Genomic DNA, 19,715 nt, shown 5'->3' with positions numbered 1-19,715 from the left:
GCGCCACTCACTCGTCCCGCGCGATGTCCGTCCAGCGGACGATTGTCCGCTGACGATCCTGGTGGGCCCGGCGGCGCCCGTCAAGGGTCGGGAGCGTCGACCCCCGCATAGGCGTGCGCGAACCAGCGGGCCATCCCGGCGTCGTCGCGCAGCGCCCGCACCCAGGCCTCGCGCGTCCCGTGCACGAACGCGGCGGCCGAGTCGCCGCCGAGCGCGTCGGCGGTGCGCGCGGTGAGGACGCGCAGGAACCAGTCGGAGAACGCCTGCGCGTGCCAGATGGCCGGGAGCCGACGATCGGAGTAGGCGGCCAGGCGCCCGCCGTCGCCGTCGCGGTCGGAGATCAGCCCGTGCGCGAGCTCGACCGCGTCCGCGATCGCGAGGTTCATCCCCTTGCCGCCGGCCGGGGTGATGAGGTGGGCAGCGTCGCCGGCGAGCAGCAGTGGGCCATGCTGCATCGGGGTGATCACGCGGGTGCGCAGGTCGAGGGTGTCGACGCTGCGCAGCGGCACCCCGTCGAGCGCGCCGGGCATGCCGAGCCGGTCGGCGAGCTCGGTGCGCAGCGCGTCGTGGGACCGGTCGTCGGGCCCCTCGTCGGCGGGGACCTCGAGGTAGAAGCGGGTCTCCCGCGGACCGCGCCGCAGGTGGGCGGCGTAGCCGCGCGGGTGGACGCCGTACACGGTGCGGTCCACCAGCGGCGGCGTCTCGGTGGCGACGACGAGCCAGCGGGCGGGCACGCGGCGGTCCAGCGTCGCGACGTGCTCGGCCATCGCTCGCGCGACGGGGCTCGCCGCGCCGTCCGCGCCCACGACGACATCGGGCGTCAGCTCGTACCGCCCGCCGTCGGGACCCTCGACGACGACGCCGGGTCCCGCGCCGTCGACCGCGACGACGCGGTGGGAGAAGCGCAGCGGAGCTCCCTCGGCGAGGAGGGCGTCGGCGAGTTCGGCGACGATCCGGTGCTGCGGGAAGACGTAGTGCGGGCGGTCGCCGGTGAGCTCGGCGTACTCGAGGACGTGCGAGGTCTCCGGGGTGCGGAACTCGACGCGGCGGTTCTCGGCGTCGAACGTGAGCGGGGCGCCGGGCGCGTCGGCGAGGCCTTCGCGGCGCAGCAGCTGCACCGTCCGGTACTCGACGATGCCCGCCTTCGGCTGCGTCCCGACCTCGGCCTGCGTGAGCTGCTCGACCAGCAGGAAGGGCACCCGTGCGCGGTGCAGGAGCCAAGCGAGAACGAGCCCCGCCGGGCCTGCGCCGACGATCACGACCCGCGGTTCGTCCGGCACCGGATCACCTCCTCGCCGCTGCGGATGCGGTGGTCATCGTGCGCGCGGGAGGCCGAGCGGCGCGCCAGGAATCCCGGTGGGCGGGAACCGGGTAGGGGTGCGCGGTCTCTGCGGTCGCGGCCCTTGTCGCGGCCTTCAGCGGAGGCCTCGGCGTCCTGTCGTGGTGATTCAGAACGACAAGGCGCTGGCCCAGGTGCAGGAGCCCGCGACAAGCCGACGCCGACCCCGAGCCCGGCCGCGACTCCCGCCCGCCCCTCCGACGAGGGGCACACCAGGCAGGCCAGCCGCCCTCCGAACATGCGTCACGCGCCCCTCGAGCCCCACAAGATCGTCAGCCCGGCGCCGGCCCCAGAAATCGTGAACGCCGAAATCCTGACGCCCAGCGTCAGGAACGCGACTTTTCTGACACCGGGCAGCCGTCAGGACGCCGGCAGCGTCACGTGGGGCAGGGCCTCGCGGCGCGCGAAGTCCGCGCTGATCTCACCGGCCGTCGCGAGCAGCATCGGGAGGTGGTGCTCGACGAGCCACTCGACGGATGTCTCGGCGGCGTGGCAGTTGACGTTGACCGCGGCGATGACCCGGCCGCTGCCGTCACGCAGCGGCGCGGCGACCGAGCGGATGCCGAGGGTCAGCTGCTCGTCGGTGAGCGCCCAGCCGCGGGCCCGCACCTCGCGCAGCGCCGCGTCCCGCTCCTCGATCGACGGCCGCCAGCGCGGGGTGAGCCCGGAGCGGGTGGGCTCGGCGAGGACCCGGTCGAGCTCGGCGGGCGACAGTGCGGCCAGCGCGACCTTGCCCAGCGAGGTCGGCAGCGCGGGGAACCGGGTACCGATCTGCACCGCGAGCGAGACGATCTTCGGCACGCTCGCCCGGGCGACGTAGACGATGTCCGAGCCGTCGAGCTGGGCGATCGAGCACGACTCGTGCGTGCGCGCCGAGAGCGCCTCGAGGTGCGGGCGCGCGACCTCCCAGAGGCCCATCGACCCGACGTAGGCCACGCCGAGATCGAGCACCCGCGGCGTGAGCACGAACCCCCGGTCGCCGATGCGCACGTAGCCGAGCTCGGTGAGCGTCAGGAGGATCCGGCGGGCGGTCGGGCGGGCCAGTCCGGTCGCCGTCGCGACCTCGGCGAGCGTCATCTCCGGGCGCTCGGAACCGAACGCGGTGATGACCTCGAGCCCACGCGCCAGGGCCTCGATGAAGTCCGGCCCGGCTCCCTCGCGTGGCATGCGCGCCGCCTCCCCACCGCTCGCTCGTCCGGGTGGGCGCAGCGTAGCCGTTGACTGACCGTCTGGCGGACGGTCGTCACCGAACCACGCCCCCGGGCCGCCGAGGTGACCGACCGTTGACAGCGAAACGATGCCTGAGCAGAGTGACCTGCATCATCTGACCGTCATACGGACATTCGTCCGCGATCGAGGGAGTGTCCGATGCCCGAGTCCACCGGCGAGGCCCGACGGCCGGTCGTCCTGCGCGGCGGCACCGTGCTCACCCTCGACGGCGCCCACACCGTGCTCACCGGCGCCGACGTGCTCGTCGTCGACGACCGCATCGCCGGCATCGGGCCGGACCTCGCGGTGCCCGGAGGCACCGAGGAGATCGACGCGCGTGGCGGCATCGTCATGCCCGGGATGATCGACACGCACCGGCACATGTGGCAGACCGCGATGCGCGGCTACGGCGCGGACTGGACGCTCACGCAGTACTTCGTCTGGTACTACCTCGAGCACGGCACGGCGTTCCGCCCGGAGGACGTGCACGCGGGGAACCTCGTCGGCGCCCTCGAGGCGATCGACGCCGGGGTGACCACGACCGTCGACTGGTCGCACGGGCTGCAGACCCCCGACCACGCCGACGCCGCCGCGGATGCCCTCGAGGCCGTGCCGGGCCGCTTCGTGCTCGCCTACGGCAACATCGCGGACGCCCCCGCGAACTGGACCGCGTCGCCCGGGTTCCGCGACTTCGTCGAGCGCCGGATGAGCGGCAGCCGCGACATGCTCGGCTTCCAGCTGGCCTTCGACGTCACCGGCGACCCGTCGTTCCCCGAGAAGCCGGCCTTCGAGGTGGCGCGCGAGCTCGGCCTCCCGGTCACCACGCACGCCGGGGTCTGGGGGGCCACGAACGACGAGGGCATCCGGCTGATGCACGACCACGGGTTCGCCACGCCCGAGACCGTGTACGTGCACGCCGCGTCGCTCTCCGCCGACTCCTACCACCGCATCGCCGCGACCGGCGGGTCCATCTCGGTGTCCACCGAGAGCGAGCAGAGCGCGGGGCAGGGCTACCCGCCCACCTGGGCGCTGCGGGCGCACGACCTCCCGGTGTCGCTCTCCATGGACACCACGGTCTGGTGGAGCGGGGACCTGTTCTCAGCGATGCGCACGACGCTGGGCGCGGACCGCTCCCGCGAGCACCTCGAGGCGCACGCCAAGGGCGAGACCGTCACGCACGCCGCCCTGCGCGCCGAGCAGGTCGTCGACTGGGCCACGCGCGGCGGGGCGCGCGCCCTGGGCCGCGACGACCTCGGCAGCCTCGAGGTCGGGAAGAAGGCCGACGTGGTGCTGATCCGCAACGAGAGCTCGCCGGCGATGTTCCCGCTGCTCCACCCCTACGGCCACGTCGCCTTCCAGGCCCAGCGCGGCGACGTCGAGGCAGTGATCGTCGACGGGCGTGTGGTCAAGCGGGACCACCGGCTCGTCGGGGTCGACCTCGCCGCCGCGCGTCGGACCGTCGATGCCACCGTGGACCACCTGCGCGGCACGCTCGGAGAGGAAGCCTGGGAGCAGGGCATGAACCCGGACGTCCCGGAGACGACGATCCTCGACAACCCGTACCAGTACACCGACTACCGGTCGTCCTCGACGCACCAGGTGCGCTGACGCGCTTGTGAGCACTTTCCGGTGTCATAGCACCGGAAAGTGCTCACAAGGACGTCGTCCACCTCGTCCAGAACTGCTCGAGGTGCGCGCGGTCCATGTCCATCGTGCGCAGCTCGCTCCACCGGCCGTCGGGCCCGGCGATCAGCATGTAGACCGCGCGGTTGTCGAAGGCCACCCCGTTCGCGGTGCCGTGCTCGTGGATGAGCAGCACGACGCCGTCGTCCCAGCCCCAGCCGCCGAGGACGTCCTGGGTGAAGGTGCCCGCGAACAGCCCGGCGAAGGCGAACCAGAACTCCAGCAGGGCATCCTTGCCGCGCAGCTCCCGCCAGGGGCCGGCGCCCAGGTCGTTGACCATGACGATGTCGTCGGCGGTCTGCGCCATGATCGGTTCGATGTCGCCCGCCTTCAGGGCCTCGAACCCCTCGCGGGCGCGGACGAAGGTGGGGTGCTCGGTGGTGGTCGTCATGGGGTCCCCCTCGGGCCGGGTGTCGTGGCGTGGAGGACGCTAGGGAGGACGGGTCCGCGGGACATCTGCCGAGGCGCAGAGGCGAATCAGCGCCCTTCCCGGCGCGCCGCGAGGGCAGCGAGCTCGGTCCTGCTCGTGACGTCGAGCTTGGCGAAGACGCTCCGCAGATGGGTCCGGACGGTTCCCGCCGAGATGAGCAGCGCCTCGCCGACCGCGGCGTTCGTCAGGCCGGTCCCGACGAGGTCGACGACCTCCCGCTCGGTCGGGGTGAGGCTCTCCCAGCCGCTCGTCGGGCGGTGACGGGTGCCCCGGGCACGCAGGGCGTAGGTCACCGCGCGGTTGCGGTCGAGGCGGGCCCCGGCGGCCACCGCCTCGCGGCGGGCGCCGGCCGGGAGTGCGGCGGCGACGGCGTCGCGGTCGGCCAGCAGGGCACGCGCCAGCGGGGAACGGGCCGCGCCGAGCTCGTCACGGCGCCGGTCCGCGGCCGCGTGCAACCGCGCGGCCACCATCACCCGCGCGGCGTCGAGCGCGACGCCGGCGACGAGGTCCAGGGCGTCCGGGACCAGACCTTCGAGACCCCCGACGGCGGCGGCGGTCAGGGCGGCGTGCGCCCGACGGGCGGCGCCCTCCCGCTCGGCCGACCCCGGTGCGGCCGCCGCCCGCTCCGCGGCCGCGCCGGTCAGGAGGGCCGCACAGGCGATCTCCCGGTGGCCGATCGCGTCGGCCGCCCGCGCGGCATCGACCGCCGCGCTCGCCGCGGCATCAGGGTGGCCCGCGAGCAGAGCGCACGTCGCGGCGAGGACCGCGAGCTCCCCGTCGACGGCCGGTAGTCCCGCGGAGCCCGCGGCCGCGCGCAGCGCGTCCACCGGCCCGAGCGCGGCGACCGGATCGCGCGCCACGGCGGCCACCGCCTCGGCCAGCTCCACGACGAGGGCGGTCCCGACGCCCGGGTGGGTCGTGAAGAACGGCCGGACCTCCGCCACGAGCGCCGCCGCGTCGTCGGCCCGGCCGCGGGCCGCCAGGGCCCGGACGACCGGCAGGAGGCCCGCGCCCGCGCTCACCGGCTCGGCGACCCCGAGTGCCATCTCGAGCGCCGCCCGGCCGCACGCCTCGGCGTGGTCGTAACGAGCTGCCCGACACGCGATCTCGGCGCGGATCGCGCCGTCCCACGCACGCAGCTGCGGGTGTCCGAGCCGGTCGAGGGCGGGCAGGGCCTGATCGGCGTAGCGCAGGGCCTCGGCGTCCGCGCAGCGCAGCAGGCAGGAGTAGGCCCGCATCTGACGGGACTCGACCTCGCCCCAGTCGTCGCCCGCCCCGACCGCGAGCGTCACGGCCTCGGCGAGCACCGGGTCCGCTCCCGCCGGGTCCACGAACATCTGCACCATCCCGACCAGGGTCAGCGCCCGGCCGTGCGTCTGCGCGTCCCCGGCGGCCGACGCGTGCTCGGCCGCCTCGAGCGCCAGGGCCACGCCCGCCCCGAGATCGCCGGCGTAGGCGGTGAGGAAGGCCAGCGCCCACCTCAGGCGCGGCGGCGGGTGGACGAGGGCACCATGCACCCCGTCGGCGAGCTCCCGGCCCTCGGCGCAGCGACCGCGCAACGACCAGCCGAACGCGAGGTCGGCGACGACGTCGGCGGCACGGTCGAGTCGCGATCCGGTCGCCGCGGCCCGGCGCAGCGCCGCGTGGACGGCCGCGCGGTCACGGTCGAGCCGGGCGAGGGCGTCGGGCTCCGCCCGGCCCAGGCCCGGCGCCAGCTCCGCCGCGAGGGTGGCGACCCAGTCGCCGAGCCGGGTGTGGACCACGCCGCCGGTGCCGTCTGCGAGGAGCAGCTCCGCCGCGTGCTCGCGCACCGAGTCCAGCAGCCGGTACCGGCCGTCGGCCGGGTCGAAGGTGACGAGCGAGTGTTCCACCAGGGTCGCGACCGCCGGCGCGTCGTCGCCGGCGACGCCGGCCGCAGCGGCCATCGTGAAGCGGCCGCCGATCACCGAGAGCGCCGCGAGCGCGCGGGCGGCGGGCGCCCCCGCCGCCGCGACGCCCCACGCGATGCACGCACCGAGCGACCGGTGCCGGGCCGCGAGTCCGGGGTCGTCGGCTGCCGCGAAGCGCAGCCGGTCCGCCATGCCCGCCGTGATGTCCTCCAGAGCGAGCACCCGCGCATGCCCCGCCGCCAGCTCCACCGCCAGCGGGAGGCCCTCGGCGAGCCGGCAGATCGCCGCCACGGCATCGTCGTCGAGCCGCAGGTCGGGACGCACCGCGCGGGCCCGCGCCGCGAACAGCGCCGTCCCGTCGTCCTCGAGCGCTCCGAGGGCCTGCACCTCCTCCCCCAGGACGCCGAGCCGCCGCCGGCTCGTCGCGAGGACGCGCAGATCCGGGCACCCCCTCAGGAGCGTGGCGACCAGCGCGGCGACCTCGTCGTGCCGGTGCTCGCAGCCGTCGACGACGAGCACCCCGGGCGCGTCGCGCAGGCGCCCGACGAGCCGGGCCGCCGGAGTCAGCTCCGGGTCGTCGCGGACGCCGCAGGCGTCGAGGACCGCGAGCGCCACGTCCCCGGCGGGGCGGGGGCCGACACCCGCCGCGGCGAGCTCGACGAACCCGACGACGTCCGGGAGATCCCGGACGACCTCGACGGCCAGCCTGCTCTTCCCGGCCCCGCCGGGCCCCACGAGCGAGACCAGTCGGGAACGGGCGAGCCCCTCGGACAGCGCCGTGCGCTCGGCGGCCCGCCCGACGAATGAGGAGGCGAACGCCGGGAGCCGGGTCGACGTTCGTCCCGTCATCGCTGACCCCCCGAGGTGGCTCCGCCTGGTGAGCACTTTCCGGTGTCATAGCACCAGAAAGTGCTCACGAGGCCGGAGGCCACCTACAGGGATCCGTACAGCGCCTCCTCGAAGTCGCCGTAGAGCTTCCACGCCTCATTCTCGGTGATGAACGGCAGCGAGTTGGTGTAGATCGAGGCGCAGATCCCGGTGGTGCGGTCGATGAAGAAGTGGGTGTTGAACAGGCCCGCCCACGCCCCGGTCCACGCCTTGCGCCGGCCGGGGACGTCGGCGGTGTTGAGCAGCAGCCCGTAGCCCCAGGTCCAGCCCGGGCCCAGGTGCAGCGTGTCGGTGGTCGACGGGTCCGCGGTCACGATCTCGGTCGGCATCGGGGCGCCGTCGAGCTGGTCGGTGAAGGCCGCGTCGACGGTCTCCTGACGCAGGATGCGCGCGCCGTCCAGCTCGCCGCCGCGCAGCAGCGCCCGCTCGAAGCGGATGTAGTCATCAAAGCAAGTGGTCTGGGGCACGTCGAGGTCCGGCACGCTCCGTCACCGCCCCACCGGTGACTCCTCGAAGTCGACGTCGCGGGTCTCCGGTCCGGCGGCCGCCCCGGCCGCACCGAGCAGTCCACCGACGACGAGCAGCACGACCGCCGCCGCCGCGTAGGGCAGGAACCCGGCCAGTCCTTCCACGAAGAACGCGTAGAAGGACGGGATCACCACCGACACGCTGAACCCGAGACCGAAGCCGGACGCGCGGACGTCGGTGCGGAAGCGCTCGGTGATGTACGGGAGCACGACGCCCCAGGGCGCGGTGACGACGATCGAGAACGCGCACACCACGAGGATCACGAGCCCGAGCGGCATGCCCCGCCCCGTGGCGAGGACCGCGAGCAGCACGGACCCGACGGTCGCGATGAGCACCCCGGAGATCATGAAGAAGCGGCGCCGCCCGATCCGCTGGCCGATCACCCCGGCGGCGATGTAGCTCCCGACGAGGCAGACGAACGAGATCAGCAGGACGACGGTGACCTGGGAGTTGGGCAGTCCGACGAGGGTGCGCAGCACGGTGGTGGGCAGGAACAGCGTGACCAGGTTCTGGGTCAGCCAGAACCCCGTCATCATCGCGAACACCTGCCAGAACGCCCGTCCGCTCTCGCCGGTGACGACCGCGAGCAGGGGGCGCAGGGAGCCGCCCTGCGAGGTCCCCTCGGACTTCGCCGCCTCGGCCGCCTCCCACACCTCGGACTCGGACACGCTGCGGACGTAGTAGAGCGCCAGGACCCCGGCCAGGACCGCGCCGAGCACGAACGGGACCCGCCATCCCCACTCGACGTAGGCCGAGCCCGGCCCGGCGAGCGGGAAGATCGCGAAGCAGGCCATCCCGATCAGTGTGATCACGATGTAGGCCAACGGGAACGCGGACAGGATGATCCCGCCGAGCAGGCCGCGGCGGTGCTTCGGCGAGTACTCCATCGCCAGCGGCAGTGCACCGGTGTAGCCGCCGCCCAGGCAGATGCCGTCGAGGAAGCGCAGCACGATGAGCAGCCAGTACGAGGCGATGCCGATGGTCGCGTGCCCCGGCACCAGGGCGATGAGCAGCGTGATCACCCCGAACCCGGAGACCGAGGCGATCGTCGAGCGGCGCCGCCCGACCCGGTCCGCGAGCGCTCCGAAGATCGCCGCCCCGATCGGGCGCCCGATCAGCGTCGTCACGAAGACGAGCGAGGTGAGGATCGCCGTGAGGCCGGGGTCGAGTCCGCCGGGCTGGAAGTAGATCAGCGCGGGCGTGAGCACCACCGTCGGCAGATAGATGTCGAACATGTCGACGAACTCCGCGAAGAACGCGCCACGCGTCGCGGACCGGCGCTTGGCCGCCCGCTCCGGGGTCTCCGGGACCGGCGCGGACGCCGCGGGTGCCGCCTGCTCGGGACTCGTCATCGAGACCACTCCTCGCCTCACGCGGCGACCACCGCGCCGGGTTTCGTCTGGCTGTCAGACAATCTGGAACGTAAGGTGGGTCACCGTCGGCGTCAACCGTGAGGCGGTCCCCGCCCGCGAGAGGGGAGGCCCGCGAGCGATGCAGCTCGACGACGAGCAGATCACCGCGGCACTGCCGGACGATCTGATGCGCGGCCTCCCGCCCGGCCCGCCGGCGACGCTCCTGCTCGACGTGGCGGGCACCCGCGTGCTCCTCGACGTCGCCGGCGGGGCGCTGACCGGCCGCGGGGCACCCGGCATCAACGACACCTGGGACGTCGCCCTCGCGCTGACCGCGCAGGACTGGGAGGACGTCTGCGCCGACCCGCCGCCGCGCGGAGCCACCAGCGCGCAGGCTCTCGTCGCGACCCGCGGCGCCGACCGGGTCGTCGGGCGCCGCGAGGTGTGGGCCCGCACCGCCGGGCTGCTCGACCGGGTCGTCGCCGCCCTGCGGGACGTGGTGCGCAAGCCGGTCGCCCGCCGGCCCGATCCCGCGCCGCCCTCCCCCGGCCTCGGGCCGTCGGTGGGGCAGTATCTGCACCTCGAGGACGGTCGGCGGATCTTCGTCGAGAGCGCAGGCGAGGGCGTGCCGCTGCTGTGCCTGCACACCGCGGGGGCCGACTCCCGCCAGTTCCGCGGCCTGCTCGAGGACGCCCGCGTCACCGACCACCACCGCGTCGTCGCCTTCGACATGCCCTGGCACGGCCGCTCGGACCCGCCCGACGACTGGCGGACCCGCCGCTACGCGCTCGACACGCAGACCTACGCGAGCACGGTGCTGGCCGTCGCCGACGCGCTCGAGCTCGACCGCCCGGTGCTCGTCGGCGCCTCGATGGGTGGTGCGATCGCGCTCTACCTGGCCGCGGAGCACGGCGGGCGCTTCGGCGGGGTGTGCGCGCTCGAGGGCGGTCTGGGCAGTCCCGGCCGCTTCGTCGAGTGGACCCACCGGTCCGACGTCGACCACTCCGGGTTCCTCACCAGCTGGGTCGGCGGCCTCATCGCGCCGGCCAGCCCCACCGGTCCCCGCGAGCAGACCCTCTGGGGCTACGCGAGCACCGGCCCGGGCGTCTACCAGGGCGACACGCACTTCTACTCGGTCGACTTCCCGACGGTGTCCGCCGGGCTCGGCCGGGCCACCTGCCCGCTGTACGTGTTCAGCGGCGAGTACGACTACTCGGCGACCACCGAGTCCAGCCGCGAGGCCGCGGAGCGCCTCGGCGGCGAGCTGGTGACGATGCCCGGGCGGGGCCACTTCCCGATGGCCGAGGACCCCGAGGGGATGGCCGAGCACCTGCTGCCGGTCCTCGAGACGCTGCGGGCCCGGCGATGAACCCGCAGGTCTGGGCCGTCCGCTACGGCACGCGCACCACGACCCACGCCGAGAGTTACCTCAACTGGCACGTCTACGGCGAGCCGGACGCCCCCTTCGCCATGGACTACTTCTTCTGGGTCCTGCGCGACGCCGCGGGCGCGGTGACGCTGCTCGACTGCGGCTTCGACCCCGCCGTCGGGCGACGCCGGAACCGGGAGACCCTCGTCGACCCGCTCGACGCGCTCGGGCACCTCGGGATCGACCCGGACGCCGTCGGGCGCATCGTCGTCAGCCACGCGCACTACGACCACATCGGCAACCTCGACCGGCTGCCCGCCGCCGAGGTGGTGATGACCGCACGCGAGCTGGAGTTCTGGACCGGCCCGCACGCCGGCCGTATCCAGTTCGCGCACTCCACCGAGCCGGCCGAGCTCGCCGCCCTGGCGCGGGCCCGCGACGACGGCCGCATCACGACCTTCGAGGGCACGCTGCGCCTCGGCGAGGTGACGCTGATCGAGGTCGGCGGCCACACCCCCGGCCAGCTCGTCGCGCTCGCGCCGGTACCGGGCGGGCGCGCGGTGCTCGCCGCGGACGCCCTGCACTTCTACGACGAGCGCGACCGCGACCGGCCGTTCTTCGTCGTCGCCGACCTGGAGGCGATGTACGCCGGGTTCGACCTGCTCGGCGAGCTCGCCGCCCCCGAGGACCACGTGCTCGTCGCGGGCCACGACGCCGACGTCGGGCGCCGCTTCCCCGGGCGGGCGAGCGGCACCGGCATCGACGACCTGCTGATCCGGATCGAGGTGCCGCGATGAGCCGTGCAGCACGAGCGACAGGGAGGACCCCCCGATGAACGGACCGGTCGGCATGATCGGCCTGGGCAACATGGGCGGGCGGATGGCCCGCCGGATCGTCGACGCGGGCACCGAGGTGATCGGGTTCGACCCGGTCGCCGATCCCGCGGCCGCGGGGGCCGAGCGCGGCACGGGCCCCGCCGACGTCGCCCGCCGTTGCCGGGTCGTGCTGCTGTCGCTGCCCGACAGCACCGTCGTCGAACCCGTCGTCCGGGGACCCGACGGCGTCCTCGCCGGTGCGGCCGCCGGCACCGTCGTCGTCGACCTCTCCACCGCGGACCCGTCGTCGACGGTGGCCCTGGCCGCAGAGGCGGCGCGGCGCGGTGTCACGTTCCTCGACGCCGGGATCTCGGGCGGTGCCGCGGCCGCGGAGAAGGGGTCCCTGACGATCACCGCGGGCGGGAGCGCCGAGGACGTGGACGCGATCCGCCCGGTGCTGGCGCCGATCGCCGCGGCCGTGCACCACCTCGGCCCGGTCGGTGCCGGGCACACCGCGAAGCTGCTGAACAACTTCCTCAACGCCGTGACCCTCGCGGCGAGCGCCGAGGTGATGGTCGCGGGGCAGCAGGCCGGGCTGGACCTGCGCACGCTGCTGGCGGCGATCAACGGCGGGTCCGGGCAGTCGTTCGCCACCAGCAACCGCTTCCCCCGCATCGTCGACGGCGACTACCTCGAGGGCGGCCTGTCCAGCCGGCTGATGACGAAGGACGTGACGCTCTACACCGAGCTGCTCGGCCGGCTCGGCGTGCCCTCGCTCAACGCGTCCGGGCCGCTCGCGAGCTTCGGGCTCGCGGCGCACCTGGGCTACGGCGACGCCATCTCCAACCGCGTCGTCGACGCCCTCGGCGACCTCGCCGGCGGCGTCCGCATCCAGCAACCCGACATCCAGCAACCCAGCAGGGAGGCCTAGACGTGCACATCGTCCACGGGCGAGCCGCCGGCGCCACCGCCCAGGCGCGGGGAGCCACGTTCACCGGCACCGTGTGGGGCGACCCGGTGCTGCCGACGACGGACGGCACCACCGTCAACTCGGTCACCTTCACCCCCGGCGCGCGCACGTACTGGCACCACCACGAGCGCGGTCAGCTGCTCGTCGTCACCGCCGGGACCGGCTGGGTCTGCACCCACGGCGAGCCGCCACAGCCGCTGACGGTCGGCGACGTCGTCTGGGTCCCGCCCGGCGAACGGCACTGGCACGGCGCCGGACCCGGCTCGATCCTCACACACACCGCGGTGTCGCTGGGGACGACCACCTGGCTCGACGAGGTGTCCGAGGCCGAGTACGGGGAGGCGCGATGAGCGGCAGCAACGGCAGCAGTAGCAACCACAGTGGCGACGCACGGTTCGAGGACGGGCTCGCGGTGCGCAAGGAGGTCCTCGGGGCCGCGCACGTGGAGCGCTCGATGGCGGACGTCAGCGAGTTCTCCCGGCCGGTGCAGGAGTACGTGACGCGGGCGTGCTGGGGCGACGTCTGGAGCCGTCCGGGCCTGGACCGCCGGACCCGCAGCCTGCTCAACCTCGTCATGCTCACCGCACTCAACCGGCCCCACGAGCTGGCCGTGCACGTCCGCGGGGCGATCACCAACGGCGCGACGGTCGAGGAGATCCAGGAGACGCTCCTGCACGCCACGGTCTACTGCGGGGCCCCGGCCGGGCTGGAGGCGTTCCGGGTGGCCGAACGGGTGCTCGACGAGATGGCGGCCGGCGCCGAGGCCGGGTCGTGAGCGGCGCGCTCGCCGGCCGCACCGTCGGGTTCGTCGGCCTCGGCAACATGGGCACACCGATGGCCGAACGACTCGCCGCGGCAGGCGCGTCGGTGCGGGCGTCCGACGTCTCGCCGGCCGCCCGGGAGGCGTTCGGGGCGGAGGTCACGACGGCGACGGTGGTCGCGTCCGCGGCCGAGGCCGCCCGTGGCGCGGAGGCGGTGCTGCTGTGCCTGCCGAACTCCGACGTCGTCGAGGCGGTCGTCGACGGCGGGCTCCTCGACGCCCTGGAGCCCGGCGCGGTGCTCGTCGACATGAGCTCGTCGGAGCCGCTGCGCACGCGGGCACTGGCCGAGCGGGCCGCCTCGGCGGGCCACACGCTCGTCGACGCCCCGGTCTCCGGCGGCGTGAGCGGCGCCCGCGCCGGGACGCTGGCCGTGATGGTCGGCGGGCCCGACGACACCGTCGCCACGCTCGCACCGGTGCTCTCGGCGATCGGGCATCCGCGCCACGTCGGGCCGACCGGCGCCGGGCACGCGCTCAAGGCGCTGAACAACCTCATGAGCGCCGCGCACCTGCTGGCGAGCTCGGAGGCGCTGCTGGCCGGGCAGGCGTTCGGGCTCGACCCCGAGGTGATGCTCGAGGTCGTCAACGCCTCGAGCGGGCGCAGCGGGTCCACCGAGGTGAAGTGGCCCCGCCACGTGCTCCCCGGCAGCTTCGGCTCGGGCTTCGGGCTGGGGCTGATGCTCAAGGACATCCGCATCGCCCTGGACCTCGTCGCGAGCACCGGGACGCCGTCCCGGCACGCGGCGAGCACCGTCGCGCTGTGGTCGGAGGCCGCGTCGGCGCTGCCGCCCGACGCCGACCACACGGACATCGTCCGCTGGCTGCAGGGGAAGGACACCCGATGACGACGACCGGGCTCACCGCCGAGCAGCAGGCGATCAAGGACGACTTCGTCCGCGTGCGCGGCACGTGGGGCGAACCGTGGCAGCGGATGCTCGAGCTCGACCCGGCCTTCGTGCGGGCCTACCTCGACCTGTCCGCGGTGCCGCTGCGGCGCACCCCGGAGGTGCTCGAGCCGAAGGTCCGCGAGCTCCTGTTCATCGCCGTCGACGCCGCCGCCACCCACCTCTACACGCCGGGCGTCCGGCAGCACGTGGCGGCGGCCCTGGACGCGGGCGCCACCCCGGCCGAGGTGATGGAGGTGCTGGAGCTGACCAGCACCCTCGGCATCCACGCCGCCAACATCGGCATCCCGATCCTCGTCGAGGTCCTCGAGGAGCAGGGCCTGCGCGACGGCCCCGCGCCGCTCGACGAGCGTCAGGAGCGGCTGAAGGCCGAGTTCACCGAGACCCGCGGCTACTGGCACACGTTCTGGAACGAGATCCTCGAGCTCGACCCCGACCTGTTCGAGGCCTACGTCGCCTTCTCCTCGGTCCCGTGGCACACCGGCACGTTGCCGCCGAAGGTCAAGGAGCTCGTCTACTGCGCCTTCGACGCGTCGGCCACGCACCTCTACGTGCCGGGCCTCAAGCTGCACCTGCGCAACGCGTTGGGCCACGGGGCGAGCGTCGCCGAGATCCTGGAGATGTTCGAGATCGCCAGCGTCGTCGGCATCCACGCCGCGACCGTCGGCGCGCCGATCCTCGCCGAGCTCGCCGGGGAACGGGACGCCCGGCTCGCGTGAGCACGACGGATCCGGCCGGTGGGATCATGGCGGCCGTGACGTCGTCGATGTGGGGGCACGAGCCGCTGCCGCGGGTCGCCGCGCCGCTGCGCGAGCAGGCCACCGACCGGGTGCGGGCCGCGATCCTGGACCTGCGCCTGCAGCCGGGCCAGCGCCTCGTCGAGCGGGAGCTCGTGGAGAACCTCGGGGTGTCCCGCGCGACGATCCGTGAGGTCATCCGTCAGCTCGCCGCCGAGGGGCTGGTCACCGTCGTGCCGCAGCGCGGCGCCGAGGTGACCTCGCTGTCCGCCTCCGACGCCGCCGACATCTACGAGATGCGCGCCGCGCTGGAGGCGCTCGCCGTCCGCCGGTTCTCCCAGCGCGCGGACCCCGAGCACGTCCGGGCGCTGCGGGCGGCGGTGGACGAGATCGCCCGGACCGCCTCGGGGTCCGACGCCTCCGGGTCCGACGCCTCCGGATCCGGCGGCGGGGCCCGTGACCAGCTCGGGGCCAAGGACCGCTTCTACGAGGTGCTCATGGCCGGGTCGGCCAGCGACCCGCTGCAACAGACCCTCGCGGGGCTGCAGGCGCGGGTCCGTCTGCTGCGGGCGACCTCGCTGTCGGTCCCGGGTCGTCCCCGTCAGGCCGCCGAGGAACTCGCCGCAGTGGTCGACGCGATCGAGGCGGGCGACGCGGAGGCGGCCGCCGACGCGTGCGTGCTCCACATCCGCAACGCCGCGGCGACCGCCACCGCCGAGCTCCAGGGCCACGGGAGATCCTGAACGGCCTCGGCCCGACCGCTGGCTCCGCCCGGGGCGGCCGAGCAGGATGCGTGCCGTGACCGACGAGCGCGGCGAGATCCTCCGTCCGATCCCCGACGACGCCCGCACGGCGTCACGCATGGGCCGCTTCCTCACCGCGGCGCTCGGGCCGGGCGACTACCGCGCCCTGCACCGCTGGTCGGTCGACGATCCGGAGGCCTTCTGGCGCGCGGTCGTCGCGTTCTTCGACGTGCAGGTCGACGACCTCACGACGGTGCTCGCGGACGCCTCGATGCCGGGCGCGCGCTGGCTGCCCGGGGCCCGCCTGTCCTACTCCGCCCACGCGATGCGCCCGGAGTGGACCGGGCCCGCCGTCGTCGGGATCTCCCAGACCCGGGACCGGGTCGAGTTGTCCTACGACGACCTGCGCGAGCAGGTGGCCCGCGCCCGCGCCGGTCTGGTGCGCCTCGGCGTCGGGCCGGGCGACCGCGTCGCCGGGTACCTGCCGCACGTCCCGGAGACGATCGTCGCGTTCCTCGCCGCCGCGTCGCTGGGCGCGGTGTGGCTGTCGTGCCCGCCCGAGTTCGGCCCGCGCGCCGTCGTGGACCGGCTCGGGCAGGTGGAGCCGACCGTCCTGATCGCCGTCGACGGCACCCGCTACGGGGATCGCCCGATCGACCGGTCCGACCAGCTGGCGGAGATCCGCGCGGCCCTGCCCTCGCTGCGGGCGACGGTGCTGCTGCCATACCTCGACCCGGACGCCGTGCCGCCGCCCGGGGCGCTGTCCTGGTCGGACCTGCTCGCCGAGCCGGGTCCGCTCTCCCACGCCGCGGTGGCGTTCGACCACCCGCTCTACGTGCTGTTCTCCTCCGGGACCACGGGGCTGCCGAAGCCGATCGTGCACGGCCATGGCGGGATCGTGCTCGAGCACCACAAGACGCTCGGGCTGCACAACGACGTCCGCCCCGGCGACCGGTTCTTCTGGTACTCCACCACCGGCTGGATCATGTGGAACTACGGGGTGTCCGCCCTGCTCGTGGGCGCCACTGTGGTCTGTTTCGACGGCAACCCGGCGCGCCCCGGCCTCGACGCGCTCTGGGAGATGGCCGCCCGCGAGCGGCTCACGCAGTTCGGGACCTCGGCGTCGTTCCTCATGATGTGCCGCGAGGCCGGCCTGCGTCCCGGCCAGGACCACGACCTCTCGGCCCTGCGGATGCTCGGGTCCACCGGCTCGCCGCTGCCGCCGGAGGGCTTCCGGTGGGCCGCGGAGACGTTCGGCCCGGACGTGCTGATCAACTCGACGTCGGGCGGGACGGACATCGCGAGCGGGTTCGTCGGCGCGGCGCCTCTGCTCCCGGTCCGGGCGGGCGAGATCGCGGGCCCGATGCTCGGCGTCGACGTGCACGCCTTCGACGACGACGGCCGGGACCTGCTCGGCGAGCCCGGCGAGCTGGTGATCACCGCGCCGATGCCGTCGATGCCGGTCGCGCTGTGGGGGGATGACGACGGGTCGCGGATGCGGTCGACCTGGTTCGACCGCTTTCCTGGTGTCTGGACCCAGGGCGACTGGATCACGGTGTACGACGACGGCGGGTGCGTCATCAGCGGCCGCTCCGACGCCACGCTCAACCGGGGCGGCGTGCGGTTGGGGACCTCGGACTTCTACTCGGTGGTCGAGGACATCGGCCTGGACGACGGATCGAGCGTCGCCGACAGCCTCGTCGTGCACCTCGAGGACACCGTCGGCGGCGCGGGGACGCTCGTGCTCTTCCTCGTGGGCGGCCCCGACCGCGACGCCCTGGAGGCCGAGATCGTCCGCCGGCTGCGCTCGGAGATGTCGCCCCGCCACGTGCCGGACGAGGTGGCCTGGGTCGACGCGCTGCCGCGGACGCTCTCGGGCAAGAAGCTCGAGACCCCGGTCAAGCGGCTGTTCGGCGGGGCGGCGCCGGAGTCCGTGGCCAGCCGGGACTCACTGGCCGACCCGGAGGCGCTGGACGCGGTGGTGGCGTATGTGCGCCAGCGCTCGTGAGGCGAATCCACCTACACGCGTTCGATGATCGTCGCGTTCGACTGCCCGCCGCCCTCGCACATCACCTGCAGCCCGCGGGTGCCGCCGGTGCGCGCCAGTTCGTGGACGAGCTTGGTCGCCAGCACCGCGCCGGTCGCCCCGAGCGGGTGCCCCATCGCGATCGCGCCGCCGTTGACGTTGGTGCGCTCCAGCGACGCGCCGGTCTCGTGCGCCCACGCGAGCACGACCGGCGCGAACGCCTCGTTGCACTCGAAGAGGTCGATGTCGTCGATGGTCAGGCCCGCCCGCTTGAGCACCGCCGCCGTCGCGGGGATCGGCCCGGTGAGCATGAAGACCGGATCCTCCCCGACGACGGCGAGCGTGGAGACCTTCGCGACCGGCGTCAGGCCGTGGGTGCGCACCGCGTCCTCCGAGGCCACCAGCAGCGCCGCGGAGCCGACGGAGACCTGGCTCGAGACCGCCGCGGTGAGCCGGGACCCCTCCCGCAGCGGCGGCAGCGTCGCCATCTTCTCCCGGTCGACGCTCGGCCGGATGCCCTCGTCGCGGTCCAGGCCGTTCAGCGGGGCGATCTGGGAGGTGTACCGGCCCTCGTCGGTGGCGGCCGCGGCGCGGCGGTGCGACTCGACCGCGAACTCCTCCATCCGCTCGCGGCTGATGTCCCATTTCTCGGCGATGAGCTGCGCGCCGCGGAACTGGCTGATCTCCTGGTCGCCGTAGCGCTCGATCCAGCGGGCGCCCTCGCGCCGGGTCGCCATGCGCTCGAGCACGGACGCGTTGGCGTCGAGCGGCACGATCGCCATGTTCTCGACGCCCGCCGCGACGACGAGGTCCTGGGTCCCGGAGAGCACGGCCTGCGCGGCGAAGTGCAGCGCCTGCTGCGAGGACCCGCAGGCGCGGTTGATCGTGGTCCCGGGGACGTGCTCGGGCAGCCCGGCGGAGAGCCACGCGGTGCGGCCGATGACGCCCGCCTGCGGGCCGAGCTGGTTCACGCAGCCCATGAGCACGTCGTCGACGGCGCCCGGGTCGACGCCGGTGCGCTCCATCAGCGCGGTGAGCGCGTGCGCCCCGAGGTCGGCGGGGTGGACGTCCGCGAGGGCGCCCTTGCGGGTGCCGACCGGTGTGCGGACGGCGTCGACGATGTAGGCCTCGGCCACGGTGCCTCCCGGCGAGCGTTTGCGTTTCCGGCGCCAGTCTCGGCGGGCTCTGCCGCCCGCGCCAGCCGTGCGAGGTCACACCCCCGGCTCGGACGTCAGCGGACCGTGACGGCGAGCGCGCAGTGATCGGACACGGGGAGGCGGCGGACCTGCGCGTCCAGCCTCGTGACACCCCGACCGAGCGCATGGTCGAGCTGCAGGATCGGTGACCACGACGGGAACGTCGACCCGGTCACCAGCGTCGCGAGCCCGGTCGCCGCCCGCACCGCCCGCGCGCCCGCGTTGAGGTCGCCGAGCAGGACGAAGGGGCCGTCCCCGCCCAGCGCCGCAACCACGTGGCGCAGCTGGACGAGGTTCCGGCCCGGCACGCAGGAGAGGTGGGTGGTGACGACGGTGACGGCGCCTTCGGGCGTCCGGATCCGGGCCGCGAGCGCCACCCTCGGTTCTTCGTGCGCCAGCTCCACCCGGGGCGGACCACAGCACAGCACCGGCCGCCTGACCCGCACGGACGGGAGCCGCAGGACCCGCCAGCCGAGGACCGGGCGACGGGAGAGCAGGGCGACCCCGTAGCCCGGGACGTCCGCTGCGGGACGCTCCTCCGTGCCGCACACCCACCCGATGTCCGGAGGCGCCGTCCGCCGGCACGGACCGGCCCCACCCGGCTCGCCCTCGATCGCGGGCGCGAACCTGTGGTGCGGGGCGCCGAGAGCATCCGCGGCCAGGGCAGTGAGGTCAGCGCCGGACGACCGCGGCTGCACACGGTCGACCTCCTGCAGCGCGAGCACGTCGGCGTCGAGCTCGCCGACCGCCGCCGCGAACCGGTCGAGGTCCACGCGACCGTCCTCGTGCGACCGTCCGTGCTGGACATTCCACGTC

General features: G+C 74.5%; 18 protein-coding genes. 10 read left to right on the top strand and 8 right to left on the bottom strand.

What is annotated here, in order from left to right; genetic code table 11:
• Positions 1-80: 80 nt before the first annotated feature.
• Positions 81-1,280, bottom strand: a complete 1,200-nt coding sequence (locus tag VGI02_RS17985; protein WP_331629312.1) for an FAD-dependent monooxygenase — start codon at positions 1,278-1,280, stop codon at positions 81-83.
• Between the two features lie 419 nt (positions 1,281-1,699).
• Positions 1,700-2,506, bottom strand: a complete 807-nt coding sequence (locus tag VGI02_RS17980; RefSeq protein ID WP_331629310.1) for an IclR family transcriptional regulator domain-containing protein — start codon at positions 2,504-2,506, stop codon at positions 1,700-1,702.
• A gap of 201 nt (positions 2,507-2,707) precedes the next feature.
• Here VGI02_RS17980 and VGI02_RS17975 point away from each other — a divergent pair, with 201 nt between their 5' ends.
• Positions 2,708-4,156, top strand: a complete 1,449-nt coding sequence (locus VGI02_RS17975; protein WP_331629308.1) for an amidohydrolase family protein — start codon at positions 2,708-2,710, stop codon at positions 4,154-4,156.
• A gap of 43 nt (positions 4,157-4,199) precedes the next feature.
• Here the strand turns inward: VGI02_RS17975 and VGI02_RS17970 are convergent, their stop codons facing one another.
• From VGI02_RS17970 to VGI02_RS17955, 4 genes are all read right to left on the bottom strand, one after another.
• The gene (locus VGI02_RS17970) at positions 4,200-4,622 is read right to left on the bottom strand and encodes a nuclear transport factor 2 family protein (protein WP_331629306.1); all 423 of its coding nucleotides are present in this window, start codon (positions 4,620-4,622) and stop codon (positions 4,200-4,202) included.
• A gap of 86 nt (positions 4,623-4,708) precedes the next feature.
• Entirely contained in the window at positions 4,709-7,399 is a 2,691-nt protein-coding gene (locus tag VGI02_RS17965; protein ID WP_331629304.1) for a helix-turn-helix transcriptional regulator, read from the bottom strand.
• An 83-nt stretch (positions 7,400-7,482) separates the two neighbouring features.
• Positions 7,483-7,905 (bottom strand): serine hydrolase family protein, encoded by a 423-nt coding sequence (locus tag VGI02_RS17960; RefSeq protein ID WP_331629302.1) that lies wholly within the window; start codon positions 7,903-7,905, stop codon positions 7,483-7,485.
• Positions 7,906-7,926: 21 nt separating this feature from the next.
• The gene (locus tag VGI02_RS17955) at positions 7,927-9,318 is read right to left on the bottom strand and encodes an MFS transporter (protein WP_331629300.1); all 1,392 of its coding nucleotides are present in this window, start codon (positions 9,316-9,318) and stop codon (positions 7,927-7,929) included.
• 139 nt (positions 9,319-9,457) lie between these two features.
• Between VGI02_RS17955 and VGI02_RS17950 the strand changes: the two genes are divergently transcribed.
• Genes VGI02_RS17950 through VGI02_RS17910 form a run of 9 tightly spaced genes read left to right on the top strand, consistent with a single transcriptional unit; the run spans position 9,458 to position 17,685 of the window.
• On the top strand, positions 9,458-10,687 hold the full coding sequence (locus VGI02_RS17950) for an alpha/beta fold hydrolase (RefSeq protein ID WP_331629298.1): 1,230 nt from the start codon (positions 9,458-9,460) through the stop codon (positions 10,685-10,687).
• Complete coding sequence (locus tag VGI02_RS17945) at positions 10,684-11,484, top strand: N-acyl homoserine lactonase family protein (RefSeq protein ID WP_331629296.1); 801 nt, start codon at positions 10,684-10,686, stop codon at positions 11,482-11,484. Before VGI02_RS17950 ends, VGI02_RS17945 begins: the two co-directional genes overlap by 4 nt.
• A 34-nt stretch (positions 11,485-11,518) precedes the next feature.
• Positions 11,519-12,433: an NAD(P)-dependent oxidoreductase gene (locus VGI02_RS17940; RefSeq protein ID WP_331629294.1), complete on the top strand. Its 915-nt coding sequence runs from the start codon at positions 11,519-11,521 to the stop codon at positions 12,431-12,433.
• A gap of 2 nt (positions 12,434-12,435) precedes the next feature.
• The gene (locus VGI02_RS17935) at positions 12,436-12,822 is read left to right on the top strand and encodes a cupin domain-containing protein (RefSeq protein WP_331629292.1); all 387 of its coding nucleotides are present in this window, start codon (positions 12,436-12,438) and stop codon (positions 12,820-12,822) included.
• Complete coding sequence (locus VGI02_RS17930; protein WP_331629290.1) at positions 12,819-13,247, top strand: carboxymuconolactone decarboxylase family protein; 429 nt, start codon at positions 12,819-12,821, stop codon at positions 13,245-13,247. Before VGI02_RS17935 ends, VGI02_RS17930 begins: the two co-directional genes overlap by 4 nt.
• Positions 13,244-14,137 carry an NAD(P)-dependent oxidoreductase gene (locus VGI02_RS17925; RefSeq protein WP_331629288.1) on the top strand — a complete coding sequence of 298 codons (894 nt, stop codon included), beginning with the start codon at positions 13,244-13,246 and terminating at the stop codon, positions 14,135-14,137. The genes VGI02_RS17930 and VGI02_RS17925 overlap by 4 nt, the downstream gene beginning before the upstream one ends.
• Positions 14,134-14,916: a carboxymuconolactone decarboxylase family protein gene (locus VGI02_RS17920; protein ID WP_331629286.1), complete on the top strand. Its 783-nt coding sequence runs from the start codon at positions 14,134-14,136 to the stop codon at positions 14,914-14,916. Before VGI02_RS17925 ends, VGI02_RS17920 begins: the two co-directional genes overlap by 4 nt.
• Positions 14,913-15,677 (top strand): GntR family transcriptional regulator, encoded by a 765-nt coding sequence (locus VGI02_RS17915; protein ID WP_331629284.1) that lies wholly within the window; start codon positions 14,913-14,915, stop codon positions 15,675-15,677. The genes VGI02_RS17920 and VGI02_RS17915 overlap by 4 nt, the downstream gene beginning before the upstream one ends.
• Before the next feature lie 46 nt (positions 15,678-15,723).
• A complete protein-coding gene (locus VGI02_RS17910) occupies positions 15,724-17,685 on the top strand; it encodes an acetoacetate--CoA ligase (protein WP_414638311.1) in 1,962 nt (653 codons plus the stop codon).
• Between the two features lie 11 nt (positions 17,686-17,696).
• Here the strand turns inward: VGI02_RS17910 and VGI02_RS17905 are convergent, their stop codons facing one another.
• Positions 17,697-18,839 (bottom strand): acetyl-CoA C-acetyltransferase, encoded by a 1,143-nt coding sequence (locus tag VGI02_RS17905; RefSeq protein WP_331629280.1) that lies wholly within the window; start codon positions 18,837-18,839, stop codon positions 17,697-17,699.
• A gap of 95 nt (positions 18,840-18,934) precedes the next feature.
• Positions 18,935-19,715: endonuclease/exonuclease/phosphatase family protein (locus VGI02_RS17900; RefSeq protein ID WP_331629278.1), on the bottom strand; the 781-nt coding region annotated here is incomplete at its 5' end.

Origin of the sequence: Actinomycetospora sp., from assembly GCF_036497245.1 — a bacterium.
In the GTDB taxonomy this organism is placed as follows: domain Bacteria; phylum Actinomycetota; class Actinomycetes; order Mycobacteriales; family Pseudonocardiaceae; genus Actinomycetospora.
Note: the sequence above shows the minus strand (reverse complement) of the source record. Positions and strands in the feature narration are given on the sequence as shown.